The organism is Nocardia sp. NPDC004573 (assembly GCF_053602135.1).
Genome location: NZ_JBSGDA010000002.1, coordinates 104,288 through 126,109 on the forward strand (window position 1 = coordinate 104,288; position 21,822 = coordinate 126,109).

Annotated in this window: 22 protein-coding genes; 6 read left to right on the forward strand and 16 right to left on the reverse strand. The window is 68.9% G+C overall.

What is annotated here, in order from left to right; genetic code table 11:
- Positions 1-206 precede the first annotated feature (206 nt).
- A complete protein-coding gene (locus ACWEKR_RS03905) occupies positions 207-380 on the forward strand; it encodes a hypothetical protein (protein WP_159846831.1) in 174 nt (57 codons plus the stop codon).
- A gap of 80 nt (positions 381-460) precedes the next feature.
- Here ACWEKR_RS03905 and ACWEKR_RS03910 read toward each other — a convergent pair whose 3' ends face one another.
- Positions 461-1,663, reverse strand: a complete 1,203-nt coding sequence (locus ACWEKR_RS03910) for a glycoside hydrolase family 19 protein (RefSeq protein ID WP_452353170.1) — start codon at positions 1,661-1,663, stop codon at positions 461-463.
- Positions 1,664-1,800: 137 nt separating this feature from the next.
- Between ACWEKR_RS03910 and ACWEKR_RS03915 the strand changes: the two genes are divergently transcribed.
- Complete coding sequence (locus ACWEKR_RS03915) at positions 1,801-2,382, forward strand: aromatic-ring hydroxylase C-terminal domain-containing protein (protein ID WP_452353171.1); 582 nt, start codon at positions 1,801-1,803, stop codon at positions 2,380-2,382.
- Positions 2,383-2,518: 136 nt separating this feature from the next.
- Here ACWEKR_RS03915 and ACWEKR_RS03920 read toward each other — a convergent pair whose 3' ends face one another.
- The 3 genes from ACWEKR_RS03920 to ACWEKR_RS03930 all read right to left on the reverse strand — a co-directional run bounded on the left by ACWEKR_RS03920 (position 2,519) and on the right by ACWEKR_RS03930 (position 5,530).
- The gene (locus tag ACWEKR_RS03920) at positions 2,519-3,193 is read right to left on the reverse strand and encodes a hypothetical protein (protein ID WP_452353172.1); all 675 of its coding nucleotides are present in this window, start codon (positions 3,191-3,193) and stop codon (positions 2,519-2,521) included.
- A gap of 500 nt (positions 3,194-3,693) precedes the next feature.
- Entirely contained in the window at positions 3,694-4,917 is a 1,224-nt protein-coding gene (locus ACWEKR_RS03925; RefSeq protein WP_452353173.1) for an oxygenase MpaB family protein, read from the reverse strand.
- A complete protein-coding gene (locus ACWEKR_RS03930; protein WP_452353174.1) occupies positions 4,868-5,530 on the reverse strand; it encodes a TetR/AcrR family transcriptional regulator in 663 nt (220 codons plus the stop codon). Before ACWEKR_RS03930 ends, ACWEKR_RS03925 begins: the two co-directional genes overlap by 50 nt.
- A gap of 183 nt (positions 5,531-5,713) precedes the next feature.
- Between ACWEKR_RS03930 and ACWEKR_RS03935 the strand changes: the two genes are divergently transcribed.
- Positions 5,714-6,292 (forward strand): LppA family lipoprotein, encoded by a 579-nt coding sequence (locus ACWEKR_RS03935; RefSeq protein WP_452353175.1) that lies wholly within the window; start codon positions 5,714-5,716, stop codon positions 6,290-6,292.
- 249 nt (positions 6,293-6,541) lie between these two features.
- On the opposite strand, the gene helR is transcribed toward ACWEKR_RS03935, so the two are convergent.
- The 7 genes from helR to ACWEKR_RS03970 form a co-directional block, all read right to left on the reverse strand.
- A complete protein-coding gene (gene helR / locus ACWEKR_RS03940; RefSeq protein WP_452353176.1) occupies positions 6,542-8,743 on the reverse strand; it encodes an RNA polymerase recycling motor ATPase HelR in 2,202 nt (733 codons plus the stop codon).
- Between the two features lie 215 nt (positions 8,744-8,958).
- Positions 8,959-9,945, reverse strand: a complete 987-nt coding sequence (locus tag ACWEKR_RS03945) for a glycine betaine ABC transporter substrate-binding protein (RefSeq protein WP_452353177.1) — start codon at positions 9,943-9,945, stop codon at positions 8,959-8,961.
- Positions 9,942-10,679, reverse strand: coding sequence for an ABC transporter permease (locus ACWEKR_RS03950; protein WP_452353178.1), 738 nt, complete (start codon positions 10,677-10,679; stop codon positions 9,942-9,944). The genes ACWEKR_RS03945 and ACWEKR_RS03950 overlap by 4 nt, the downstream gene beginning before the upstream one ends.
- Entirely contained in the window at positions 10,676-11,959 is a 1,284-nt protein-coding gene (locus tag ACWEKR_RS03955; RefSeq protein WP_452353179.1) for an ATP-binding cassette domain-containing protein, read from the reverse strand. The genes ACWEKR_RS03950 and ACWEKR_RS03955 overlap by 4 nt, the downstream gene beginning before the upstream one ends.
- Positions 11,956-12,600 (reverse strand): ABC transporter permease, encoded by a 645-nt coding sequence (locus ACWEKR_RS03960; protein ID WP_159846867.1) that lies wholly within the window; start codon positions 12,598-12,600, stop codon positions 11,956-11,958. Before ACWEKR_RS03960 ends, ACWEKR_RS03955 begins: the two co-directional genes overlap by 4 nt.
- Before the next feature lie 380 nt (positions 12,601-12,980).
- On the reverse strand, positions 12,981-13,529 hold the full coding sequence (locus tag ACWEKR_RS03965; RefSeq protein ID WP_452353437.1) for a TetR/AcrR family transcriptional regulator: 549 nt from the start codon (positions 13,527-13,529) through the stop codon (positions 12,981-12,983).
- Positions 13,530-13,809: 280 nt separating this feature from the next.
- Positions 13,810-15,282 (reverse strand): phosphatase PAP2 family protein, encoded by a 1,473-nt coding sequence (locus ACWEKR_RS03970; RefSeq protein ID WP_452353180.1) that lies wholly within the window; start codon positions 15,280-15,282, stop codon positions 13,810-13,812.
- 126 nt (positions 15,283-15,408) lie between these two features.
- Here ACWEKR_RS03970 and ACWEKR_RS03975 point away from each other — a divergent pair, with 126 nt between their 5' ends.
- Together ACWEKR_RS03975 and ACWEKR_RS03980 are read left to right on the forward strand one after the other, a co-directional pair.
- Entirely contained in the window at positions 15,409-15,675 is a 267-nt protein-coding gene (locus tag ACWEKR_RS03975; RefSeq protein WP_452353181.1) for a hypothetical protein, read from the forward strand.
- 412 nt (positions 15,676-16,087) lie between these two features.
- Complete coding sequence (locus ACWEKR_RS03980) at positions 16,088-16,390, forward strand: hypothetical protein (RefSeq protein ID WP_452353438.1); 303 nt, start codon at positions 16,088-16,090, stop codon at positions 16,388-16,390.
- Between the two features lie 31 nt (positions 16,391-16,421).
- Here ACWEKR_RS03980 and ACWEKR_RS03985 read toward each other — a convergent pair whose 3' ends face one another.
- From ACWEKR_RS03985 to ACWEKR_RS04005, 5 genes are all read right to left on the reverse strand, one after another.
- Positions 16,422-17,624 (reverse strand): Dyp-type peroxidase, encoded by a 1,203-nt coding sequence (locus ACWEKR_RS03985; RefSeq protein ID WP_452353182.1) that lies wholly within the window; start codon positions 17,622-17,624, stop codon positions 16,422-16,424.
- Positions 17,617-18,189, reverse strand: coding sequence for a copper chaperone PCu(A)C (locus ACWEKR_RS03990; RefSeq protein ID WP_452353183.1), 573 nt, complete (start codon positions 18,187-18,189; stop codon positions 17,617-17,619). The genes ACWEKR_RS03985 and ACWEKR_RS03990 overlap by 8 nt, the downstream gene beginning before the upstream one ends.
- A 251-nt stretch (positions 18,190-18,440) precedes the next feature.
- A complete protein-coding gene (locus ACWEKR_RS03995; RefSeq protein ID WP_452353184.1) occupies positions 18,441-18,968 on the reverse strand; it encodes a hypothetical protein in 528 nt (175 codons plus the stop codon).
- A gap of 186 nt (positions 18,969-19,154) precedes the next feature.
- Positions 19,155-19,859 (reverse strand): endonuclease/exonuclease/phosphatase family protein, encoded by a 705-nt coding sequence (locus ACWEKR_RS04000; RefSeq protein ID WP_452353185.1) that lies wholly within the window; start codon positions 19,857-19,859, stop codon positions 19,155-19,157.
- Positions 19,860-19,932: 73 nt separating this feature from the next.
- Complete coding sequence (locus ACWEKR_RS04005) at positions 19,933-20,562, reverse strand: TetR/AcrR family transcriptional regulator (RefSeq protein WP_452353186.1); 630 nt, start codon at positions 20,560-20,562, stop codon at positions 19,933-19,935.
- Positions 20,563-20,677: 115 nt separating this feature from the next.
- Here ACWEKR_RS04005 and ACWEKR_RS04010 point away from each other — a divergent pair, with 115 nt between their 5' ends.
- Entirely contained in the window at positions 20,678-21,814 is a 1,137-nt protein-coding gene (locus tag ACWEKR_RS04010) for a lipase family protein (RefSeq protein WP_452353187.1), read from the forward strand.
- Positions 21,815-21,822 lie beyond the last annotated feature (8 nt).

Below are 21,822 nucleotides of genomic sequence, written 5' to 3' on the forward strand. Positions count from 1 at the left end.
GGCGAACGCTTCGCCGACGCAGTTCCGGTTTGCCGACGCCGACGGCTGATAGATCCAGGACCGGGTCACGGGCGAGGTTGCGGCTCGATCGGATGAGCAGCAACGGCTCCTGCGCCCGGTGCAGCTCCCAAGAACTCCAGTGGCTTACGTCGCAGCAGCGCAGGATCACTATTCTCCGGACCGGCGGGGAGAATATGGTGTGCGGTATGGGTGTACGTGTCGGTGACAGAGTGCGGCTTGTCCCCGACGGTCAGCAAGCTTTCCGGGTACTCGAGATCGTCGGCGCGTTCGCGCTCATCGCGACCGAACCCGACCTGAACGGCGGCAGGCAGTTCGGAGTGCTGACCGCGAGCCTGATCCCGAGCGACGAACAGGCGTGAACGCTCCGGATAGACGGCCGTCCCGGTCCTGTGCGCGTCGGCGTCTGCCGACTCCAGGCCGCGCCTGAGGAGCGGGCGCCTCAATCGGCGTCCAGAACTTTGCGGGCGCGGTGGTAGGTCTCGTTGCGCTCGGAACTGCCGTTCGAACCGCCGTTGATCGTTCGGGTGATGGCGTCGAAGTCCGATTCGTCGGCCTGCTCGTTCAACTTCTCGGCGTCCCAGAACCAGCCCGCCGTGGCGAAGGCGTACTTCGGATCGGCGGCCAGTCCGGGATTGCCGACGAGATCGACATCGAGGGCCTCGCCCGCGTCCCGGTAGTTGTCGCGTCCGGTCAGCTGCATGCCGCCCCGTCCGTGAAAGCGGGCGCCATCACCGGGATGTTTGTTGCCGAGGCTCGGCCCGACACTGGAGCCGGGCCCGTAGTTACGGTTGAAGTACGACGAATCACCGTATTCGGTGAGCGTTTTCAGATTGTCTGTTTCCACTCCGAGCTGGGCGAGGAACGCGGCTTCGCGCTTCGGGGTGTCTATCCCGTAGTCGCGCATTGCCTGGTTGAGGTAGGGACGATATTTCCGCAAGGTCGCAGGCGATGTGCCCGGGAATATGCGCTCCAGTTGCTCCAGAGTCATCGGGCCCATGGTTGCCGCCCGATCGGCGTTGTGCCCGGCCACGGCGGCGAACTTCGTCTCCACCCGCACGAGTGTGGCGACGACTTCGGTCAGCAGCGCCTTGTCCTCGGCCGGCGTCAATTTCTCCGATCGCGCCGAGACCAGCACCGCGGCAGCTCGCAGGATCGGTGCGAGGCGCGCCGCTTCGTCCCTGATCGTCTTGACCAACTCGATGTGGTCTTCTGCCGCGTCTCCCACCTTGCCGGAGACCTTCTTCTCCTGTGCCGTCAGATCGGTGGCGAGCCGCGCCAGCTTTCCGGACTTCTCGTTGTACCGCGTGGTCACGATGGATTGATTCGCGACGTCGTACAGGTCGGCCTCGTCGAGCAGCGCGATCATGTCCGGGATGTCTCGGGTGTGCCCGGTGCCGAGTTGATCGACCATGAGGTCGAATGCCGCTCGGGCGACCTCGATGACCTCGCGCGCCGTGGCGGAGGCTTGCGGTGGAGGGAGGAGAGCCGCGATCTGTTCCCGGGCATCGGCGATCGCAGACGAAGCCGCCGTGCTGGATTCCGGCACGGATGCCTGCCCCGGGACCTTGGCCGGTAGCGCGAGCAGACCGTATCGAGCCCGCCCCCAAGGATCCGCCTCCAACGGATCGAATCGGGAGCCCATGTCCCGATTCTCACATGTCCGGCCCCGCGGTCGTCCCCGCTTGTGACAGGCGATCGGAGCGGCCGCAAGCCCCCGGTGCAAGGGGCATGCAATGAGCCACAAGGGCGGCGCAACCCGTGCCTCGCACAGTGACTTCCATGAACGAGACATGTGAAGTGGTGGTCGTGGGAGCCGGGCCGGTCGGGGTGATGCCGGCGTGCGACGCCGCGCACGTGCACTCACCTTTCGGAGGACAGGGGCTGAACCTCGGCATCGGCGACGCGCTCGACTTGGGGCTGGAAGCCGGCCGCCGTCGTGCGCGGCTGGGCACCGGAAGGCATGCTCGCCACCTACACCGCGGAACGCCATCCGATCGGCGCATGGGTGCTGGATTGGACGCGGGCGCAGGTCGCGCTGATTACGACCTCGGCGGTGGACACCCGTTGGTCGGATCGGCCACTCCCGACATCGAATTGGCCGACGGCACCCGTCTCGGCGAGTACTTCACCGGGCCCGAGGCCGTCCTGCTCGACCTCCCCGATTCGGCCGACCTGCGCTCCCGCGCCGCGGGGTGGGCCGCGCGAGTGCGGGTCGTCACCGCGAAACCGGCTCAGTCGCGCGAGCTCTCGGCCCTGCTGATCCGTCCCGACGGCTGCGTTGCATGGGCTGCCGACCGCGGCGACCTGGACGGTCTGGAGGAATCGCTGGTCCGTTGGTTCGGCGCTCGCACCCACGCCTGACGCTCGTTTCCGACCGTGCCGCTGCCCGGTCGGCGCCGACCGGGCAGCGGCACGGCGGCTGTGGTCCCGCTCCGGGACGACCGCCGTAGCCGTCGCGTACCCCCGAGGGCTGCGTGAGGTGGCATCGCCGGTGCGGTCAACTCAGCAGCCGCTGTTCCAGTTGCGCGAGAACGGCTCGGTTGCGCTGCGCGTCCAAGGCCAGTGCCGCGGCCCAGACGTGCGCGGAGATGACTCCGGTCTGGACGCGGTCGATCCAATCGTGAATGGTGCTGCGCCGGTCGAGGGTATCGCTGTCGAAGGTGATGGGCTCGAGCTCGGGCAGGTGGACATAGCGTAGCTGCGTGATCTCTCTCCCGCGGGCGTCGAAAATGCTCGCGGCCCAGACCTCCTCGGTGGTGGAGACTTCCTCGGATCCGTCGGGAGAGGCGCTCGTCATGTCCGGCTGATCGTCGGTCCCGTGCACGATCGTGTCCGCGGCCGCCTGGTGTGCCAGCCCGAACCCCCACAGTCTTCCGTGCATACCCGCCATCATCCGGCCGGCGATGTCCAGGATCGGAGAACCGGCGACCGTGGGGATGTCATTCGGTGAGAGTTCCGCGAAACCTGCCGCGCTCGCGGAGTCGTCCTCGCCCGTGCCGGTGAAACCCCAGATGTGCACCAGGCCGGTGTCGAGGCTCGGCGCGCTGCTGCGGCGGGTGATCATGGCGGGCAGCAGCATGTCGAGGACGGAGCGGGCCGGATACCGGATGGCCGGTACGGTGTCCGGGCGACGGGTGCTGCTGTTGCGCTTGTGGTTTCGTCGGCCGGACATAAGCTTCTCCGTCGAAGTGTGGTTTCGGACAAGGCATCGACCCGGTGATAGTCAGCGCTGTCAGTGTAGATAGCTCGACCGGTGACATTGTCGACAACCGCGCATACTCGTGCAGTGCGCAGTCCGGTTGTCCGGTGGGGGTTGCTGGGCGTGCCGACACGGGACTGCCTGCGATGCGACCTCCCTATCGGCGTCGGCGGCTCAGCCGGAAAGCCGGTCGTGGGGAATCAGACGCGTGATCGAGAGATCTTCGTCTGGCTACGCCGGGGTTGTGCGAGTGGACCGGGCGGATCGCGTCCACGACGTTCACGCACGTCAGGTGATCGGCCGGATGCAGTCCGTCGGTGCGCCGGAACCGGACGTGCGCTGCGCCTTTCGCGGGCCCCCAGATGATGAGCCGATGGAGACGTACCACAACGTCTCCTTGTCGATCGCGAATTTCTTCGACCGACCGCCGGTCCGGCGGGCTGGTGCGCGGCCCCGAGTTGTCGGCGGAGAGGTCAGGCGGTGCGTTCCAGTGGCGGTGCGGAATGACCGATGGTGGCGCTGGTTTCGCCGATCAGGCGGTGCAGGAAGGCTTCTTGCTGCTGCCGGCCGTGGACGGCGGCGCGGTCGAGCCCGCCGGGGGTCAGGTGGGTATAGGCGGTGCGGACTAGATTGACGGGAATTCGCAAGGCGGGGTACCACGGCGGGACGTAGGCGGGCAGCCCGAGCGTCCGCATCGCTCTCGGCCCGAGGAAGGCACTGCTGACGGACAGATGCTGGGCGCGGGCCAGACGACCGCGCAGCGCGGGCAGGTTGGGGTAGGACCAGTTCAGCGGATCGTCGGCCATGGGCCGGGCGAGCTGGCGGCTGGTCTCGTCGGGGTTGGTGATGGCGGTCAGGCAGTGGTCGAGGATGGCGATGCCGTCGCGGAAGCCGGTGGGCAGCCATCGTTCCTCGACGCCGATGAGCCAGCCCACGTAGCGGGTGAGGTGCGCGGCGGCCGTCAATTCGCGGGGGGACAGGATGACGCCGAGCGCCATGCCGCCGACGACCGGCGCGAGCAGCGCGCCGACCAGGGTGGCGGCCATGTCGGTCTGGTTGATCGGCAGGCCCCATTCCTCGGTGCGCCAGTCGGGCATGGCGCCGACGTGCCGCCGGACCAGCGAGTGGATGAGCCGCACGTGCAAAGTGGAGCGGTAGCCGACGCCGTATCGGTCCATGCCGTTCTCGGTGGACACGTCCATCGCCCACTGCAGGGTTTCGGCGAACCGGCGGGCGGGGCCTTTCTCCAAGGCGCCGGTGCGCAGCAGCGTCTTGTTGAAACCGGAGGCCAGATAGCCGCCGATGAACGAGACGTCGCGAGCGAAGTACAGCCCGTCGATGCCGCCGGAACGGAATACCCGCTCGCCGTCGCGCAACAGGGCCGGGTCGACCCAGGCCGGGGTGTCTTCGACCACGCCGAAGAATTCGCGCAGCGGCGCGGGAGCATCGGGAATGCTGTCGACTCCCGATCGGAGCGCCCGCTCGAACAACGGCCGCGTGACGGCCATGCCTTCGGCGTACATCCACTCGACCAGGCGGTCCATCGGCTCGTCGCCGACGAGGAGGGATTCCCCGAGCAGTTGCCAGCGCTGCGGGGACGGTCTCCCGATGCGCAGCAGCGCGGAGAACGGGCCGAGGCCGGGGGCCTTACGGGGCCGGTCGGGGTGCCGTGCCGGGACGGTCGCGGACGTGGTCATGGGTGAGCTCCTCGTCGGGGCGGGTGATGCCGTGTTCGATCAGCGGCACGATGGTGGTGCGGACGAAGGCGCGGGCGCGCTCGTCGTCGGTGAAGTCGACGCTGCCTCCGCCGGGAGTGAGCAGCAGCGAATGGGCGAGGCGGGCGACGATTTCGGCGACCGGGTACGGGTCGTAGGCCGCGATGAGGCCCGCGGACTGGGCATGGGTGAGCATGCCGACGATGTACTCGATGCCGATGGACACCAGGCGTTCGCCCTGCACCGTGGAGAAGCGCAGCGCTTCCTCGGGCGCGACTCGCAGCAATTGGGTGACCAGGCGGTGGATGCGGGTCTGCAAGAGGACGTACAGCATCGTCTCCTCGATCTGGGCGTCCACGCTGTCGGCGGTGGCGGCGATCGCGGTGACCTCGGCCAGCATGCGGCGGGTCTCCCGGGCGAGTACCGCTTCGATGAGGTTGTCCTTGCCCGCGAATCGGCGGTGGATGGTGATCCGGCTGAGCCCGGCCCTGCGGGCGATGTCCTCGAGGCTGGCCCGGCGGATCCCCAACTGCAGGATGCGGTCCAGTGCGGCGTCCAAGATCCGCTCATCGACGCCGTCGGCCCGCTCCCTCATGAAACAAGAGTAGAATGATTGTTTCATTGAGTCAATGTTGCGGCGCTGCTCGCCGCCACATCATGTCGGCCACGTCCGTGGGCACTCGCGGGGTCATGCGCCGCGGTCCTGGACTTGTCGGCGAATAGGATTGCGCGAGAAGTGAGCTCGCATCGGTGCGGCCGCCGGAGTATGGGAGGGCCGATGACCGTTCTGCGCCGGCGGCGCGGCGTACTGCGCTGGTCTGCCGCGTTCGCGGTGGCGGCGGCGACCGGGGGATGCGCGACCCTCCTCGGTGAGCCCGCGCCGCCGCCTTCTGCCGCGGAGATCGCGGCCGCCCGAAGCGAATTGGCCGGGCTGCCGGTTTCGGAGGTGGCGGAGCGGCAAGTGGCGTCGGTGGTCGAGCAGATTGCGGCCGCCGCGTCGGCGATCGAACCGGGATTGCGGTGGAGCCGCGCGGAGAACCGCGCGCTGGGGCCGTGCTATGGGCCGTACGAGCACACCGGCGGCAGGCGTGTCGTGCTACCGCGCTACCGGGCCGACGGTTCGCTGCCACAAGCGGCATGGCCCGGGTTCCAGGAAACGGCCCGTGTCCTGGCCGCATCCGTCGGCGCGACGGACATGCTGCCCGCCGCCTCGTCACCGGACCGGCACGTCACGTTCGCGGGGCCGGATGCGGCGGCTTGGGACAGCAACACCCAGCTGTCGGTGTTCTCCGACGCCCGGTCCATGACCATCACCGCGACCGTGGGTTGCCGCCTGCCCGAGCAGCCGGGCGGCTGAGCATTCGGCGGCCTGCTCGCGACCAGGGCAGGTCATCCTCGCCCGAGAACCGGAGACATGCCATCTCGGGCGGGACGGGCATGTCGCACAGCCGCCCGGCCGCAGCATGGCGCCGCATTGCGGTCGTGGCAGTTCGAGTCGCTCCCGGCTCTGTCCGCGATGACTGGTCGCAGCCTGTTGGTATCCCACCGCCGCTTCCGGCCGATCGACCGTAGGTCGCGAAAGCCGCCCGAGAGGCTGTTCGAATCGTCAGACCCGCTCGTGAGTTTCGGCATGGGCAGGTGCCTCGATTTCGGTGAGACCGGTCAGGGCCTGTGGCAGCGGGCCATGGTGCAGGACGCCGAGGCGTTGGGTCGCGCGGGTGAGCGCGACATAGAGCTCGGCCGCGCCGCGTGGTCCGTCGGCGAGGATCCGTTCCGGCTCCACGACCAGGACGGCGTCGTACTCCAGGCCCTTCGTCTCCGACGCCGGGACGGTGCCTGGCACCCCCGGCGGACCGATCACGATGCTGGTGCCCTCGCGACCGGCTTCGTCGCGGACGAATTCCTCGATCGCGGCGGGCAATTCGTGTTCGGCGATCTGCCTCGACCATGGCTGGACACCGCATGCGCGCACCGATTCCGGTGGCTGCACGCCGGGCGCGAACTCGGCCAGCACCGCGGCGGCGACGGTCATGATCTCCGCCGGAGTGCGGTAGTTCACCGACAGCGACCGGTAGACCCACCGGCCGGGCACGTACGGCTCGAGCATCGCGTCCCACGATGCCGCTCCGGCGACCGACCGGCGTTGCGCGAGATCGCCGACCACCGTGAAGGACCGCCCGGGGCAGCGGCGCATCAGCACCCGCCAATCCATCTCGGACAATTCCTGCGCCTCGTCGACCACCACGTGCCGGTAGGTCCAATCGCGGTCGGCCGCAGCACGTTCGGCGAGTGCACGGGTGTCGCGCTCCAGGAAGCGATCCGCCAGATCCTCCGCGTAGAGCAGGTCATGGGCGAACAGGTGGTCCTCGTCGTCCATCATGTCCTCGCGGCTGACCAGGATGTCCAGCACGCCCGCCGCGTACTCGGCCTGGGCCGTCTGTTCCCGCTCGGCGGCGCCGTCGTCCGGCTTCTCGCGGCCGAGCAGGTCGACCAATTCGTCGAGCAGCGGCACGTCCGACACCGTCCAGGCATCGCCGACGTCGCGCCCCAGCGCCCGGTCGGCGCCTGCCGCCGCCAACCTCTCCGGGGACACGTAGAGCTCCGCGAGGAGCCCTCGCGGTGTCAGGATCGGCCACAGCTCGTCGAGCGCCGCGGTGAACTGGTCGTTGTCCGCGAGTTCCGCGATCAGGTCCGATCGCACGTTCTCCCACGCCAGGCGGTCTTCCCGGGTCAGCCAGCCCCGGCCGATCCGGGCGATCGCCCGTTCGGTCAGCACCCACGTGACGATCTCACGGAACACCGCACGGGCTTCGTTGTGCGGCAGCCCGCTCGCGCGCGCCTCGTCCCTGGCCCATTCGGCGGTCTCGGCGTCGATGCGGACCGTGACGTCCGTCAGCTCGATCGGCAGTGGGTGTTCCGGCAGCCGCTGCCGGTCGGCCACTGCTGCCGCGAGCACGTCGAGGATCTGCCGGGAGCCCTTGAGCCGGGCGGCATCCGGGATGTCCTCCGCGGTGACGCGCAGACCGGGCACGAGGTCGCCGGTGGTCATGAACACGACGTTCGTCTCGCCCAGCGACGGGAGTACACGGCCGATGTGGTCGAGGAACGCCGGATTGGGGCCGATCACGAGCACACCGTTGCGTTCCATCTGCTCCCGCTGCGTGTAGAGCAGGTACGCGACACGGTGCAGCGCCACCACGGTCTTCCCGGTGCCCGGTCCGCCCTCGATCACCACCACTCCTGGGTGATCGAGCCGGATGATCTCGTCCTGTTCGGCCTGGATCGTCGCGACGATGTCGCGCATCCCCGCGCCACGCGGCGCGTCGACCGCCGCGAGCAGCGCCGCGTCGCCGCGCTCGCCTCCGCCTGGGCGGCCGAGCACCTCGTCGGTGAAATCGATGATATGCCGTCCGCGGGTGTGGAACTGGCGGCGTCTGCGCATGTTCTCCGGACTGGCGGCGGTGGCGACGTAGAACGCGCGCGCCGCGGGCGCGCGCCAATCGAGCAACAGCGGTGCGTACTCGTCGTCCTCGTCGAAGATGCCGATCCGGCCGATATAGCAATATTCGCCCGTCAGCGCGTCCAACCGGCCGAAACACAGTCCGCTGTCCGCCACGTCCAGCCGCTTCGCCTGCTTGGCCAGTGCGCGCACCTCGGCGTCCCGTTCCATCGGCGTCCCGCCGTTCCCGCGCAGCGCGGCGGTGTAGCGGGCCCGTACCCGCGTGCGCTCCGCGTCGAGTCGCGTGTAGAGCCCGGTCACGTAGCTCCGCTCGGACCGCAGTTCGTCCTCGTACCCCTGAGTTGACACAGCCCCTCCTTCTCCCGGCTCGACGGTCGCGCGTGGGTCACGCGAATACGGCTTCTCGCCTGAGCGCGTCGAGCAGCAACGCCGCAGCCAGCGATTCTGCGGCATCACCCGGGTCTTGCCGCAAGCCCCGGGGTGCGCTATAGATTGAGAGTGGAAAGAGGCGTGTACGTTCACGCCGCCGTACGGGCTGCCGCCCTCTTGGCCTCCGATCCGGCCTACTCGATCAAGTTCTGACTCTTCAGCCAGTCATATGCGACGTCGGCGGGATCCTCGCCGTCGATGTCGACGCGACCGTTGAGATCCTGCATCAACTCGTCGGTGAGGCGCTCGGAGATCGTGCCGAGCAGTGCTCGCAGCTGCGGGTAGCGATCCAGGACCGGCGCTCGCACGACCGCGGTGCCGCTGTAGGGCAGGAAGAATTTCTGGTCGTCGTCGAGGACGACCAGATCGAGGTTCTCGACCCGGCCGTCGGTGGTGTAGATCATGCCGAAATTGCACGGGGCGCTCTTGGCCGTGGCCGTGTAGACGACTCCGGCGTCCATCCGCGTGACGTTGCCGGACGGAACACCGTTCGGGTCGTTGTAGGGGATCCCGTATTTCTGCAGCATCGGAATGAAACCGTCCGAGCGGCTGAAGAATTCGTCGTCGACACAGAAGGTCCGGTCGGGAACGGGGAGCGCCGCGACGTCCGACAGCGACCGAACTCTCAGGCGTTCGGCGGTCGGTGTGGACGCGCCGAAGGCGTAGGTGTCGTTGAAGTTGGCCGGCGGCAGCCATTCCAAGTCGTGCTCGCGCTTCTCGATGTCGTGGACGCGCTGCCAGAGTTCCTGCGGGTCGGAGATGGTCTCGGTCTGGTTGTGGTAATTGACCCAGCCAGTGCCGGTGTACTCCCAGAGCACGTCGGCGTCGCCATTGAGCTGGGCCTGCCGCGACGACGCCGACCCCGGCGCCCCGGTCAGGTCGGTGACGTTCGCACCCGCCGCGGCCAGGTAGGTCGCGGTGATCTTGCCCAGCAGCACGCCCTCGGTGAAGCTCTTCGAGGTGACGGTCAGCTTCGCGCCGTCCAGCGGCCGTGCGCCGTCCGGCAGGCGCGCGTCGTGGAACGTTCCGGACGAGCTCACCAGACCGCACCCGGCGAGCGTCGCCACGGCGACGACAAGGGCGGAAACCAGCGTGACCAGGCGGGCTCGCGGCGCTCTCATGAGATACCTCGCGGGGTCGCGGCCAGTTCGACCAGTCTGCCGAGCCAGTCGATGAGCAACGCCAGCAGCCCGACCAGGATCGCGCCGGAGACCAGCAGTTTGGGGAGGAAGAGGGTGACGCCGGTGGTGATCAAGGTGCCGAGGCTGGTCGCCCCGATGAACGTGCTCAGCGTCGCCGTGCCGACCAGGATCACCAGCGCGGTGCGCACACCGTTGAGGATCACCGGCACCGCGAGCGGCAGTTCGACCTGCGCCAGCGTCCGCGCGGCGGAATAGCCGATGCCGCGCGACGCCTCGATGGTGCGCTGATCGACCTGTCGCAGCCCGACGATCGTGTTCTGCAGGATGGGCAGCACCGCGTACACGACCAGACCGACGATGGCCGTGCGGAATCCGGTGCCCAGCCAGAAGGTGAACAAGACGAGCAGGCCGACCGCGGGCGCAGCCTGGCCGACATTGGCGATGTTGACGGCGATCGGTTCGAGTCGTCGCAACGCCGGGCGGGTCAGGGCGATGCCCAGCGGTATCGCCACGACGACCACGATCACGGTGGCCACCACGGTGAGCTTGATGTGCTGGAGGATCGTGGTCTGCAGGTTGTCCCATCCCAGGGACGCCTTCTCCGTGGCCGTGAATGTCGTCGACCGGTACCAGAGGGCGTATCCGGCGCCGATGACGAGGATGATGATCGGCTCGAACCACACGTCGAGCGGCACGCGGCGCAGGCGACTCATGACGGCTCGGCCGATCCGGGTTCCTCGTCGGCGGCGACCACCGGGGTCGGCGCTGGGTCGCTGCCCTCGACATAGGTCGTGTAAGAGGGCTCCGCTTCGTCGTCGCGTCCTTCGGCGAGTTTGTTCCGGATGACCTCGGTGACCGTGCCGATGCTCAGGGAGCCGAGCACCGCGCCGCGGCCGTCGGTGACCAGTGCCGCGCCTTGGCTGGTGGCGAGCATGGCGTCGAGCGCGTCGTTGAGGGTCGAGGAGCGTGCCACGACGGGCAACCGGCGATCGAGGTAGTCGGAGACTTCCGGTTTGGTCGCCACCTCGGTCAGCGCGGGCCACGACCGCGGCCGCCCGGCCTCGTCGACGACCACGACCCAGCTGTGCCCGGCGGCCTTCGCACGGTCGATCACGTCCCGTGCCGGCTCACCGATCCGGGCGGTGATCACCTCGTCGTAGGCGACGTCGCGCACCCGCGACACGGTCAGATACGCCAGCTTCGCGCCGGATCCGACGAACTCCTCCACGAACGGCGTGGCGGGGTCGGTGAGGATTTCCTCCGGGCTCGCGTACTGCTCGACGTGACCTCCTTCGGACAGGATGAGCACCTTGTCGCCGAGCTTGGTGGCCTCCTCGAAGTCGTGCGTGACGATCACGATGGTCTTGCCGAGCTCCTGCTGGATCGCGATCAGGCTGTCCTGCAGGCGGACCCGGGTGATCGGGTCGACCGCGCCGAACGGCTCGTCCATCAGCAGGACCGGCGGGTCCGCCGCGAGCGCTCGCGCCACGCCGACGCGCTGCTGCTGGCCGCCGGACATGTCCTTCGGCAGTCGGTCGGCGAAGGTGCCCGGGTCGAGACCGACCAGATCGAGCAGGTACTCGGTGCGTTCGGCGATCCGCTTCTTGTCCCACCCGAGCACCCGCGGGATGGCGCCGATGTTCTTGGCGACCGTCCAATGCGGGAACAGACCGCCGGACTGTATGACATACCCGATCGACTGGCGCAGCTTGTCGGGGTCCTCCCTGGTGACGTCGCGACCCCCGATGAAAATCCGGCCCTCGGTCGGCTCGATCAGCCGGTTGATCATCTTCAGCGTGGTCGTCTTGCCGCACCCGGACGGGCCGACGAACGCGACGATGTCACCCGCCTCGATCTCGAGGTCGAGGCGTTGCACCGCCGGTCTCTCCTGGCCCTTGTAGCGCTTGACGACCGAATCCAGCCTGATGGCGGCGCCGGTGACCTTGCGCTCCGCCGGCGCCGAGGCGGGCCGACTGGTCACATCATCGGTCATGACAGTCCCTTCGCGATCGTGAGGCGCCCGAGCAGGACGAGCAGTGCGTCGAAGACCAGCGCGATGATGACGATGAGGATGGTGCCGGTCAGAGCCATCTCCAAGGCGTTCGCTCCACCCAGACGGGAAAGACCGTTGAAAATCAGCGATCCGAGTCCCGGCCCGAGGACATAGGCGACGATCGCGGCGACGCCCACGATCATCTGGGTGGACACCCGGATGCCGGTGAGGATCACCGGCCAGGCGATCGGCAATTCGACGGTCAGCAGAATGCGCCATCGGGAAAAGCCGATGCCGCGCGCGGATTCGACCACCGAGGCGGGTACCGACCGCAAACCCACAATCGCATTCCCGATCACCGGCAGCGCCGCGAAAAACGCCAGCATCACGAACGATGGGGTCACGCCGAGGCCGAACGGGACCAGCAGGATCGCCAGCAGCGCCAGCGAAGGAATTGTCAACGCGACGCGGCTGGAGGTCAGGGAGAGCGCCGACACCAGGGGCAGCCGATAAACCGCCACCGCGATGAGCACGGCGACGACGGTCCCGACCAGAACGGTCTGGAATGCCAGGGAGGCATGCTGATACGTGAGAAACGCCAGAACCTCTCCCCGCCCGCGGACGTAGCTCCATAAATTCACGGGATTCCCCTCGTCGGCCGAAGACCTGTCGGTGCCTGTCCGCGCATAGTCGCCCGGGCGTGCGAGCCGTCAAAGAGTAATCGACGCCGCGCATTCATTCCCCGATGGCGCGCGGAGAGCGAATCCTCGAATCGCCGAGCCGTCGCATTCTTCCAGTCGTCACCGGCAAGAAAACAATGCCTCTGCGCAGCACTCATTTCACTCTGAGGCCGGTCTCGGTGCGGCTGCGTGATCGGCGAACATACCAGGGCCCTTCGCTCGAACCTGACGATCGGCTCGTAGGAAACCACGCCCGTACCGGCACGCCCAGTATTACGGTCAGCCGGATCGAAATGCACGATCGGCTTCTCCGCTGCCTGCTCGCGGATGCCGAGCGGAACTCAGGCGCGGGGTCGCAATCCGTCCACGAACAGGTCGAGCAGGCGGCCGGCCTGGTCTCGGCGTTCCGGGCTCTCGGTGGCGAGCGATACCCCGCTGAGGCCGACGAGTACGTCGTCGGGTGCGACGTCCGACCGCAGTGTGCCTGCCTCGGCTCCCGCTCGGAGCAGCGTGGTGACGGCCGTGGTCAGACGATCGCGACTTTCGGAGAACGGGTTGCCGCCGGAGGCGATCAGTGCGCGCAGGGCGTCGCCCATGCCGCGTTTGGTGGTCGCGTAGTCGACGAAGCGGTCCATCCACGTGCGCAACGCGCGGTCCGGCGGCTGGGCGGCCAGAAGGTCGTCGACGGAGTCGCACAGCCGGGTGAGTTCGCTGCGGTAAGCAGCGTCGATGAGCGCCTCGCGGGTGGGGAAGTGGCGGTAGAGCGTCCCGATGCCGACGCCCGCCTCCTTGGCGATGGCATCGAGGGTGACGTCCGATCCGTCCTGCGAGAACGCGCGCACAGCGACCTCGAGCAGCCGGTCTCGGTTGCGACGGGCATCGGCGCGCAGCGGGCGCGGCTCGCCGTGGCGGTGCGTACGTCGATGTGGTGATAGCCAGGGGCGGTCACCGTCTCGCCGTGGCCGCGCCACCCGGTGGCGACGACGACTCCGGCGCCGCCGATGAGGTTGATGGTCGGAGTGGCGAGGTTGCCGCCGGGGTGGGTGCGGTGCCGCGCGAGTTCGGGGATGCGGCCCGACGGACTCGGGCGACGCGCGCCATCGGATTCGTCGGCACACCGGCTACCGCGTAGACCGAAACCCCACTCTGCAGACGGCGCGGCCTACCCGATCACCGCTGGGCATGGCCGAGTTGCTTCTGCGTTGATGATCCGGAGGTTTCGACGGGTTGGACGATCCACCAGGCGACGGTGGTCCATACCGAGGACAGGAGGACCGAGCCGATGATGTCGGTGAGGTAGTGCGCACCGGCATAGAGGCGTTGTATGCCTACCAGCACGGGAATCAGGAGTGCTGCGGCGGTGAGAAGGCGATACCCCCATCGGTTCGCGGTGGCCCATGCAAGCGCGGTGGTGCTCGCGTAAAGCGTCAGTGCGGCGGCGACGTGCCCGGAGGGAAAGCTGGACGTGGGTGGAAGGTGGGGGTCGAGGTGCGGGACCTGGGGGCGGGCGCGATCGATGATCGCAGTGGTGGTGAGAAACAGCGTGATCTCACCCAGCAGTGCGATGCCGAGGAACAACACCGGTCGCCAGCTGCGGAGAACGCCTACTGCCAGTGCGGCGACGATCAGCGCGACCGTCACGACCGCGGTGGTATTGCCGAGTTCGCCGAAGACGTTCAGGACGGAGGTGAGCCTCGGGTCGCGGTACTCGGCGAGCGTGGCCACGATGCCGCGGTCCCACCGCAGGAGCGGGTTGTCGGTGTCGGTGTCGCGCACCAGCATGCCGATTCCGAGGAGCCCTCCGAGGAGCAGCACCCAGGCGACCGCGAGTTCACTCAGTCCTCGCCATGGGTGGGGCAGGGCGGGCTCGTGCCGAACCGGGGTCGGCCGTAAGCCGTCTTCCTCGGTCGGTGGCAAGTCACCGGGTAGGGGGCCTGCGTTCGCTATTCCGGCGTCGCCACGCCATCGGTGGAACGCGACGGTGGCCAGTACGAGCCACAGCGACCCGAGTAGCCAGCCTGCGAGGACGTCGGTGAGGTAGTGCGCACCCAGCGCTATCCGGCTGAACCCGACCGCGGCCACCACGAGGACTGCGAACACGGTCGAGGCGCGGCGTGCGCCTGCTCGCAGGGCGGGTGTGAAAACGAGCGTGACCACGCCGTAGCACACCAGCGAGCTCATCGCATGTCCGCTGGGGAAGCTCCACCCGCCTGGGCTGTGTACCGGAGTCTCCACCGCTGGGCGTATCCGTGCGACAAGCTCTTTGACGACCACGTTGAGGATCAAGCCGCCCGCGCCGGTGAGCGCCACGTAGACAGCGAGTCGCGGAAGCCGGCGCAGCAGCAGCCAGAGCGCGCCGACGGCGAGCACCAGCGCCAGTGTCCCGGTTCCTCCGAGACCGGTGACGCTGGCGAGAACCTCCCGTAGCACCCTGTTCTGCAGCACAACGGCGACCAGGCTGTCGGTGACCGCCTGATCCGCGGTCTGCATCGGTTCCCACCGCGCCCGGACCAGCGCTGTGAGACCACCGAACCCGATACCGACGGCCGCGACGCCCAGAAACGCCGCAACACTGCGGACGGCGAATCGTTCGGCAGCCGCGGTCTCGTTATGAGGGTCCGGGCCAGGGCGGTCGACAGACAAGGCGACACCTCCTGCGATCGTGCGACATCCGCCGTGCAGCGAAGACCTTCGACAGGCTGACGGAGGATCTCGGAGTCCGGATATCGTTCGTTGTCTCCGGTTTCCCGCAACGAGGGGCCGCAATCAATGCGGAATGTCACGGTCGGCCGGCCCACTCTGCCCCATCCTTCGGACGCAGGGTTCCTGCGGCAACTTTCGGCCGAGGGTTGCCCGGCTATAGACCTCGACCTGTGGATTCTCACTGATTCGACCGACTACACCGTGGTGGAGGGGCACGCGGACGGAAGGTTCACCGCTCCCGTGGATCCGGCCGCGAGCATGCCGGCCGACGACCGCTACGTCCGCCGCGCGGTAAGCGTCGTCACTACGGTCGACAATCCGACTCTGTCCTAGGGGATCCGCCGGGAAGCGCTCGCGAAGCGGTGAATCCGGTCGACCCGAGGCCGCCCGCCGACTTGTCGTCGGTTGCCGGGATACCTGTGGTTCGCGTCGAGCAGCGCGGCGTGCGTGAGCCAGGCGTCGTGGTCGGAAACGCTGGTGAGTTCGCCTGAACCATGACCTCGCTCTCCGTCAGCAGTCCCGCCACATGACCTTGTGACCGAGTCGGCCATCTTCGCTTGGGCAGGACGCCCACGGCACAAGAGCACCGGGCACACGTCGGCGGCCGCCACCGAGGTGTGCGAGAGTGGCGTGTCCGAATAGTTCGGGGCACGAGAGTGGGCTGTCGCCCCGAAGGATGGGGAGTTGGAACGTGAGTGTGCCGGAGTTGGTCTACAACGTCGTAGTGGTCGCGCATCTGCTCGGAATGGCCGCCGTGGTGGGTGGTTATGCGGCAGGGCGGCCGCGGGTCTCGGAGGTCATGGTCTGGGGCGCCCGGTTGCAGGTGGTCACGGGGTTGATCCTGGTCGGGATAGCCGAGTCGATCGATGCGCTGGGCAAGGATCCGAACATGGCCAAGATCGGCGTGAAACTGATCGTGGCGATCGCGGTGGCCGCGTTCGCCGAGATCGGGCACGCCGACGAAAAGCGCGGCAAGCCGGTTCCGTGGCTGACCGACGCCGCGGGCGTACTGGCAATTCTCAACGTCTTCGTCGCCGTTCTGTGGTGAGGCGTCCGGCGCCCGGCGCGCCGAACGCCTCTCACGCCTCGAACAGCGATTGCCCGAGATAGCCGCCCGGTGACGCGACACCGGGCGGGACCGCGAATACCGCGGAGCCGATCGGCGTGGTCCACACATTGAGCGCGTCGAACTCCGCCAACCGGCGCTGCACCGGAAGGAATTGGGTGTCCACGTCACGCTGATAGGCGGCGAACAGCAGACCGGAGTTGGAGATCCCGCCCGGCGCGGGCGCGTCGTCGTAGTTGTACCCGCGTCGCAGGAAGCGCTCGCCGTCGTGCGTGTGATGAGCGCGAGCGATGTGCGACGACGGTGGGATGACGGGGATGCCGTTGGCGTCGACGGCCGTGAAATCCGGCTCGTCGAACTCGTCGGTTCCGGTCAACGGCGCACCGTGGGCGATGGTGCGTCCGATGGTGAGTTCCCTTTCTTCCCGGTCGATCTGGTCCCAGGTGTCCAGCGTCATCGCGATCCGGCGGAGCACGCAGGAGGTGCCGCCGGCCAGCCACGGCTGGGTAGCGCCGTCGTCCCACACCAGACGGGCGAACTCCGGTGTGCCCGGGGCGAGGTTCACCGTGCCGTCGACCTGGCCCATCAGATTGCGCGGCGTCCTGCCCGGCGCGGCATTCCGGAAGCCGCGCTGCACCCAGCGCACGGTCACCAGCGACGACACGCTGCGCGACAGCGCACGCACCGTATGCGACACGGCGGTCGTCTCGTCGGCGCACACCTGCAGGAGCAAGTCGCCGCCGGTCCAGGCGGATTGGAGCCGATCGATGACGAACGGCGGCAGCGGCCGCAGCCAGGACGGCCTGCGGTGCTCGAGACCGGCCGCGGGGAACACCGCAGGCCCGAAACCGACTGTGACGGTCAGCCGCGCCGGGCGCTGCGCGAGTTCGGGTTCGGTGTCCGCGAGGGCCGGCAGGCCCTGGGTGAGCCGAGCGGCGTCACCGGTCCAGATCTTCAGCAGTCCGACAAGGTCGTCGCGCCCGACACCCGGCTTCAGATCGAAGGCGACGAAGGCCGCGTGCTCTTGCGGGACGGTCGCGATGCCGGCTTGATGCGGTCCGTGGAACGGCACCGTCGCGTCCCAGGACGACGGATCGGATTTCCGCAGGGCCGTCGCGCCGAGCCCGATCCCGGCGGCGCCGGCCGCGGCGGCGCCGCCGCCCAGCAGACGCCGCCGGTTGATCCGTGCGGGACGCGATCGGTTCCGTTCAGCCACCGTGCGCGGGGGTCTGCGCGCCGGCATGGGATTCGCCGTCCGCGTGATCGGGCACGTAATTCTCCTGGTTGCCGGAGAAGTCGCGCACCTGGGCGGTGAAGGTCGTGGTCGAGCCGTCCTCGAAGGTCAGCGTGACCGACGTCTCCGATCCCGTGCGCAGCGGTCCGCGCAGGTCCATGAACATGATGTGGTCGCCGCCGGGCCGCAGCCGGGTGCGGCCGTGCGCGGGGATGACGAACCCGCCGCGCTTGGGCCGCATCGCCTTCGTCCCGTTCGCGTCGGCGACCACCTCGTGCAGCTCGATCCGGCCGGAGGCGGGACTCGTCGCCGAGACCACGGTGCGCGGGGTGTCGCCGCTGTTGATCAGATCGCCGAACGCAGCCGACATTCCGCTGTCGGCGGCCTTGACCCACTGGTCGGCGATGGTCACCGCAGCGGCCGAGGTGGCGGTGTCCTTCTCCTCGGCCGAGGAGCACGCGGTGAGGAGCAGCGGCACCGCCGCGGCGGCGATCGCACCGCGCAGGGCGCGAGCGGCGCGCGGCGGAGTGAAAGTGATGGCAGGCATGGAAACTCCGGAAGTTCGTACGGTTCGGGGTGGTGCGCGCCGACGGAGGCATCGGACAGTTCTCGGCGTCGACCGATTCGCCGGTGTCGGTCTGGCACCGACCGCTGTCGAGCGGTCCAGCATCAGGCCGGACGCGAATGAACCCCGCTACGCCGATTCCGAGCCGCAGGGTTTCTGTGGCGATCGGATCGCGGGCAGCGGACATCGGACCGTCGAGCGCGAAAGGCGATGCTCGTCGCGCGCGGAAGGCGTCAGCGTAGGAGTGGTGGGCCGCGCAGGCCGGAGCCCGAACTGAGCAGGAGGCGCCGAGGCTGGGGGAGACCATGACCGAAGGCCGGTGAGCTGATCCGGACCGGCGCGCCGGGGCCGTCGGCGAGTACTCGCACCGTGCGGTGGACATCGGAAACCGCACGCAGCACAGCTTGTTCGGCGGCGCGGATGAGCAGCGCGCCGAGCGGAACGGCCGCCAGATGCGTGCCGAGCATCGCCGGGGTCGTGCCCGCATCGTGGTGAGGAGCGGCCGACAGGGAGGAGGCGACGTGCGCGACGGCTTGCGCGACCGCGAGCGTGGCCATGATCCGGCCGACCCCGTGCCGGTGCGGGCACGTGCCGACCAGCACGCCCACCGCCGCACACGCGGCGATCAAGAGGGCGAGTGGGGCGGCTCCGGGTGACAGCGCACCGCCGCCGAGTGCGTGTGCGGCGATGCTCACCGCGCCGGCCGCGGATCCGACGAAGGCGCCGCGCACCCGCGCCGCCATTACCGTCGGATTACGCACCGGCTCATACTACCGCCGGTCGTAGCGGCGGGAAGCGCTGGTTCCGACGCATCGGTGGGGGCTGCGCTCGAACGCTCGGCCACGGGATCGCTCTGCGGTGCACTGCTTCTGACCGGCACGGCGGCATCCCCGTCGAACCGGCGGGGCGGGGATGCGCGGGACCCCGAAGTCGCCGCGAGGCTCAGCTCACACCGTGACGCTCGCGTGCACGAGATTGTGGTCGGAGACCCCGCCGACGTCGTCGACCGATGCCGTCGTGACGGACGCGCCGTGCACGACCACATGATCGATGTGCTGCGACTTCGTGCCCGAGGACCGGGGGCGGGTCGGCAGCGCGTCGGCGACGCATTCGGCGACCACGAAGTCGTCGCCCAACCCGGTGGCGACGGAGGCGCGGTCGGTGTTGAAATCCCCCAGCAGAACGGTCGCCTGCGCCGGTGCGCCGGTGGCCAGTTCGGCCAGGCGGGTGAGTTGGTCGGCGCGCCGCCGGTCACCGGTCACATGGGTGGCGATCACCGTCAGTCCGCCCGCGTCGACGACGAGCGCGCCTTTTCCGCGATCCTGGGTGAAGGATTCGGCGGTGACTTCCCGGCTCGGCTCGGCGGTGAGCACGACGAGGTACTCGCCGCCGTCGAGCAGGGAGCTGGGCATGCGCCGCGGGGTCGGCAGCCGCTGGTACCGCATCGCGTGGAAGGTCCGGTCCGGCAGTGTCATTCGCAGGCTGGCCAATTGGTCGCCGCTGACCTCCTGTAACGCGATGATCCGCTCGGTGCGTTCGGCCACTCGGGCGGTGACCGCGGCGATCCGCGCGCCCTCGTCCGGCCAGCGGGTGGCGACGTCCTCGTACCAGTTCTCGGCGTGGACGCGATGCAGAACGTTCCAAGTGGCCACCGTGATCACCTTCGCGATGGTATGCGACCGGGTGAAACAAGTTGCGGTGCGGGCTGTGCCGGTCTCGGCGTGCTCACCCCGCGCGCTGGATGTCGATACCCTGCTGGAGCGAGGCCACCACGCGATCGAGAATGCGGTGCAAGGCCGTGATCGAATGGTCCGTCCCCAGCATCCAGTGATCGAGGCCGACGCCGAAGGCCGCGAAGCAGGCCGCGGCGGTGAGCTGCGGCCGCGGATCGTCGGCGGATAGCCCGGCGCGGGCGGCGAAGTTCAGTGCCATCGCACGCTGGCGGCCCAGGGCCCCGATGAAGTTCTCCCGGCGCAGTTCCGGGTTGCCGACCAGCAGCTGCCTGGCTCTGCGCGCCGTATCCGCCTGGCGTTCCCGGGACGGGGCATCCTGCTCGTCGAGCAAGAAGTCGCGCAGTGCCGCGCGCAGCGCGGTCAGCACGGACTCGCTCGCCGGGCGCCGGTCGACGGCGGCGAGCAGCTGGGCCATCAGGTCTTCCTCGTGGCTGAAGACCACCGCGAGCTTCGACGGAAAGTGGCGGTGGAAGGTGCGCCGGGAGACCTGCACGGCGTCGGCGATCTGCTGCACGGTGGTCTGCTCGAACCCGTGCGATTCGAACAGTCGCAGGGCCGCGTCGACCAATTCCCGCCGTACCCGCGCCTTTTCGCGTTCGCGCGGACCGTTCACGCCCGTCATGCCCGCCGTCTCTCTTCGCGATATCCGCCAATGATGTCTCAGAGTGACACTTTAGCCGAGGCCGGGCTACAGTGTCTCATCGAGACACCAAGTCTGGAATCGAGAGGTGGCGCCCATGTCGGTGCGACGTGCAGCAATTACCGTGACCATGGCGGCACTGCTTTCGGCGGGACCGTCGACGGGTTCTGCGGTGGCCGACCCCGGTGCGGCGGATGCGGCGCCGGGCACGGTCGCCACCGACCAGGCGCTGCCCGAGCAACTCTGGATCGAGGGCACCGGCACGGCCCGCCGACTCACATACTGGTCCCGGACCTCCGACGACCGGCCGGCGCTGGCCGGCGGCGCGGTCTTCGTTCCCGCGGGCACGCCGCCGAGCGGCGGCTGGCCGGTGCTGTCGTGGGAGCACGGCACAGTCGGCTTGGCCGACGACTGCGCCCCCTCGACCGCCGGTCGCAGCAAACGCGATCTGGACTACTTGGCGACCTGGCTGCGCCAGGGCTACGCCGTCGTCGCGACCGACTACATCGGGCTGGGCACACCCGGCCCGCACGCCTATCTGGACGGGCGTGCCGAGGCGCACGCCGCGATCGACATGGTGCGCGCGGCCCGCGCGGTCGATGGTTCGCTGTCGTCGAAGTGGGTGGCGATCGGGCAATCCCAGGGCGGTGGCGCGGCGGTGTTCACCGCGTCACTGGCCACGCAGTACGCACCCGAACTCGACTATCGCGGTGCGGTCGCCACCGGCCCGGCCTCCAATATCGTGGACGCCGCCTCGTTGCTCGGGCCGGCGCTGCCCCCGGTCGGCAACGCGCACCTCACCGCATATATCGCCTACGTGATGAACGGGTTGAAGGCGGCTCGGCCGGCCTTCGATCTCGACAGCTATCTCAGCCCCGTCGGCAGGCAATTGGCGACCGCGGCGGAGTCGCTGTGCTTCCAGGCGCTGGCCGATCGCGCGCAGGGCATCTCGGTCGGCCAGTTGTTCTCCCGGCCGCTCGCCGACGGTGACTTCGTCGCCACCGCCCGCCCGGTCATGGACGTCCCACTCGACGGCTACGACCGGCCGCTGTTCATCGGGCAAGGCACCAACGACACCGACGTCCCGGCTCCGCTGACCGCGAAACTGGTCGCCGATCTGGCATTGCGCGGCGTCCGGCCGGACGTGCACGTGTATCCGGGCAAGGACCACAGCGCCACCATGGCCGCCTCACTGCCCGACAGCATGCCGTTCGTCGCGCGCCTGTTCTCCTGACCGGAGGC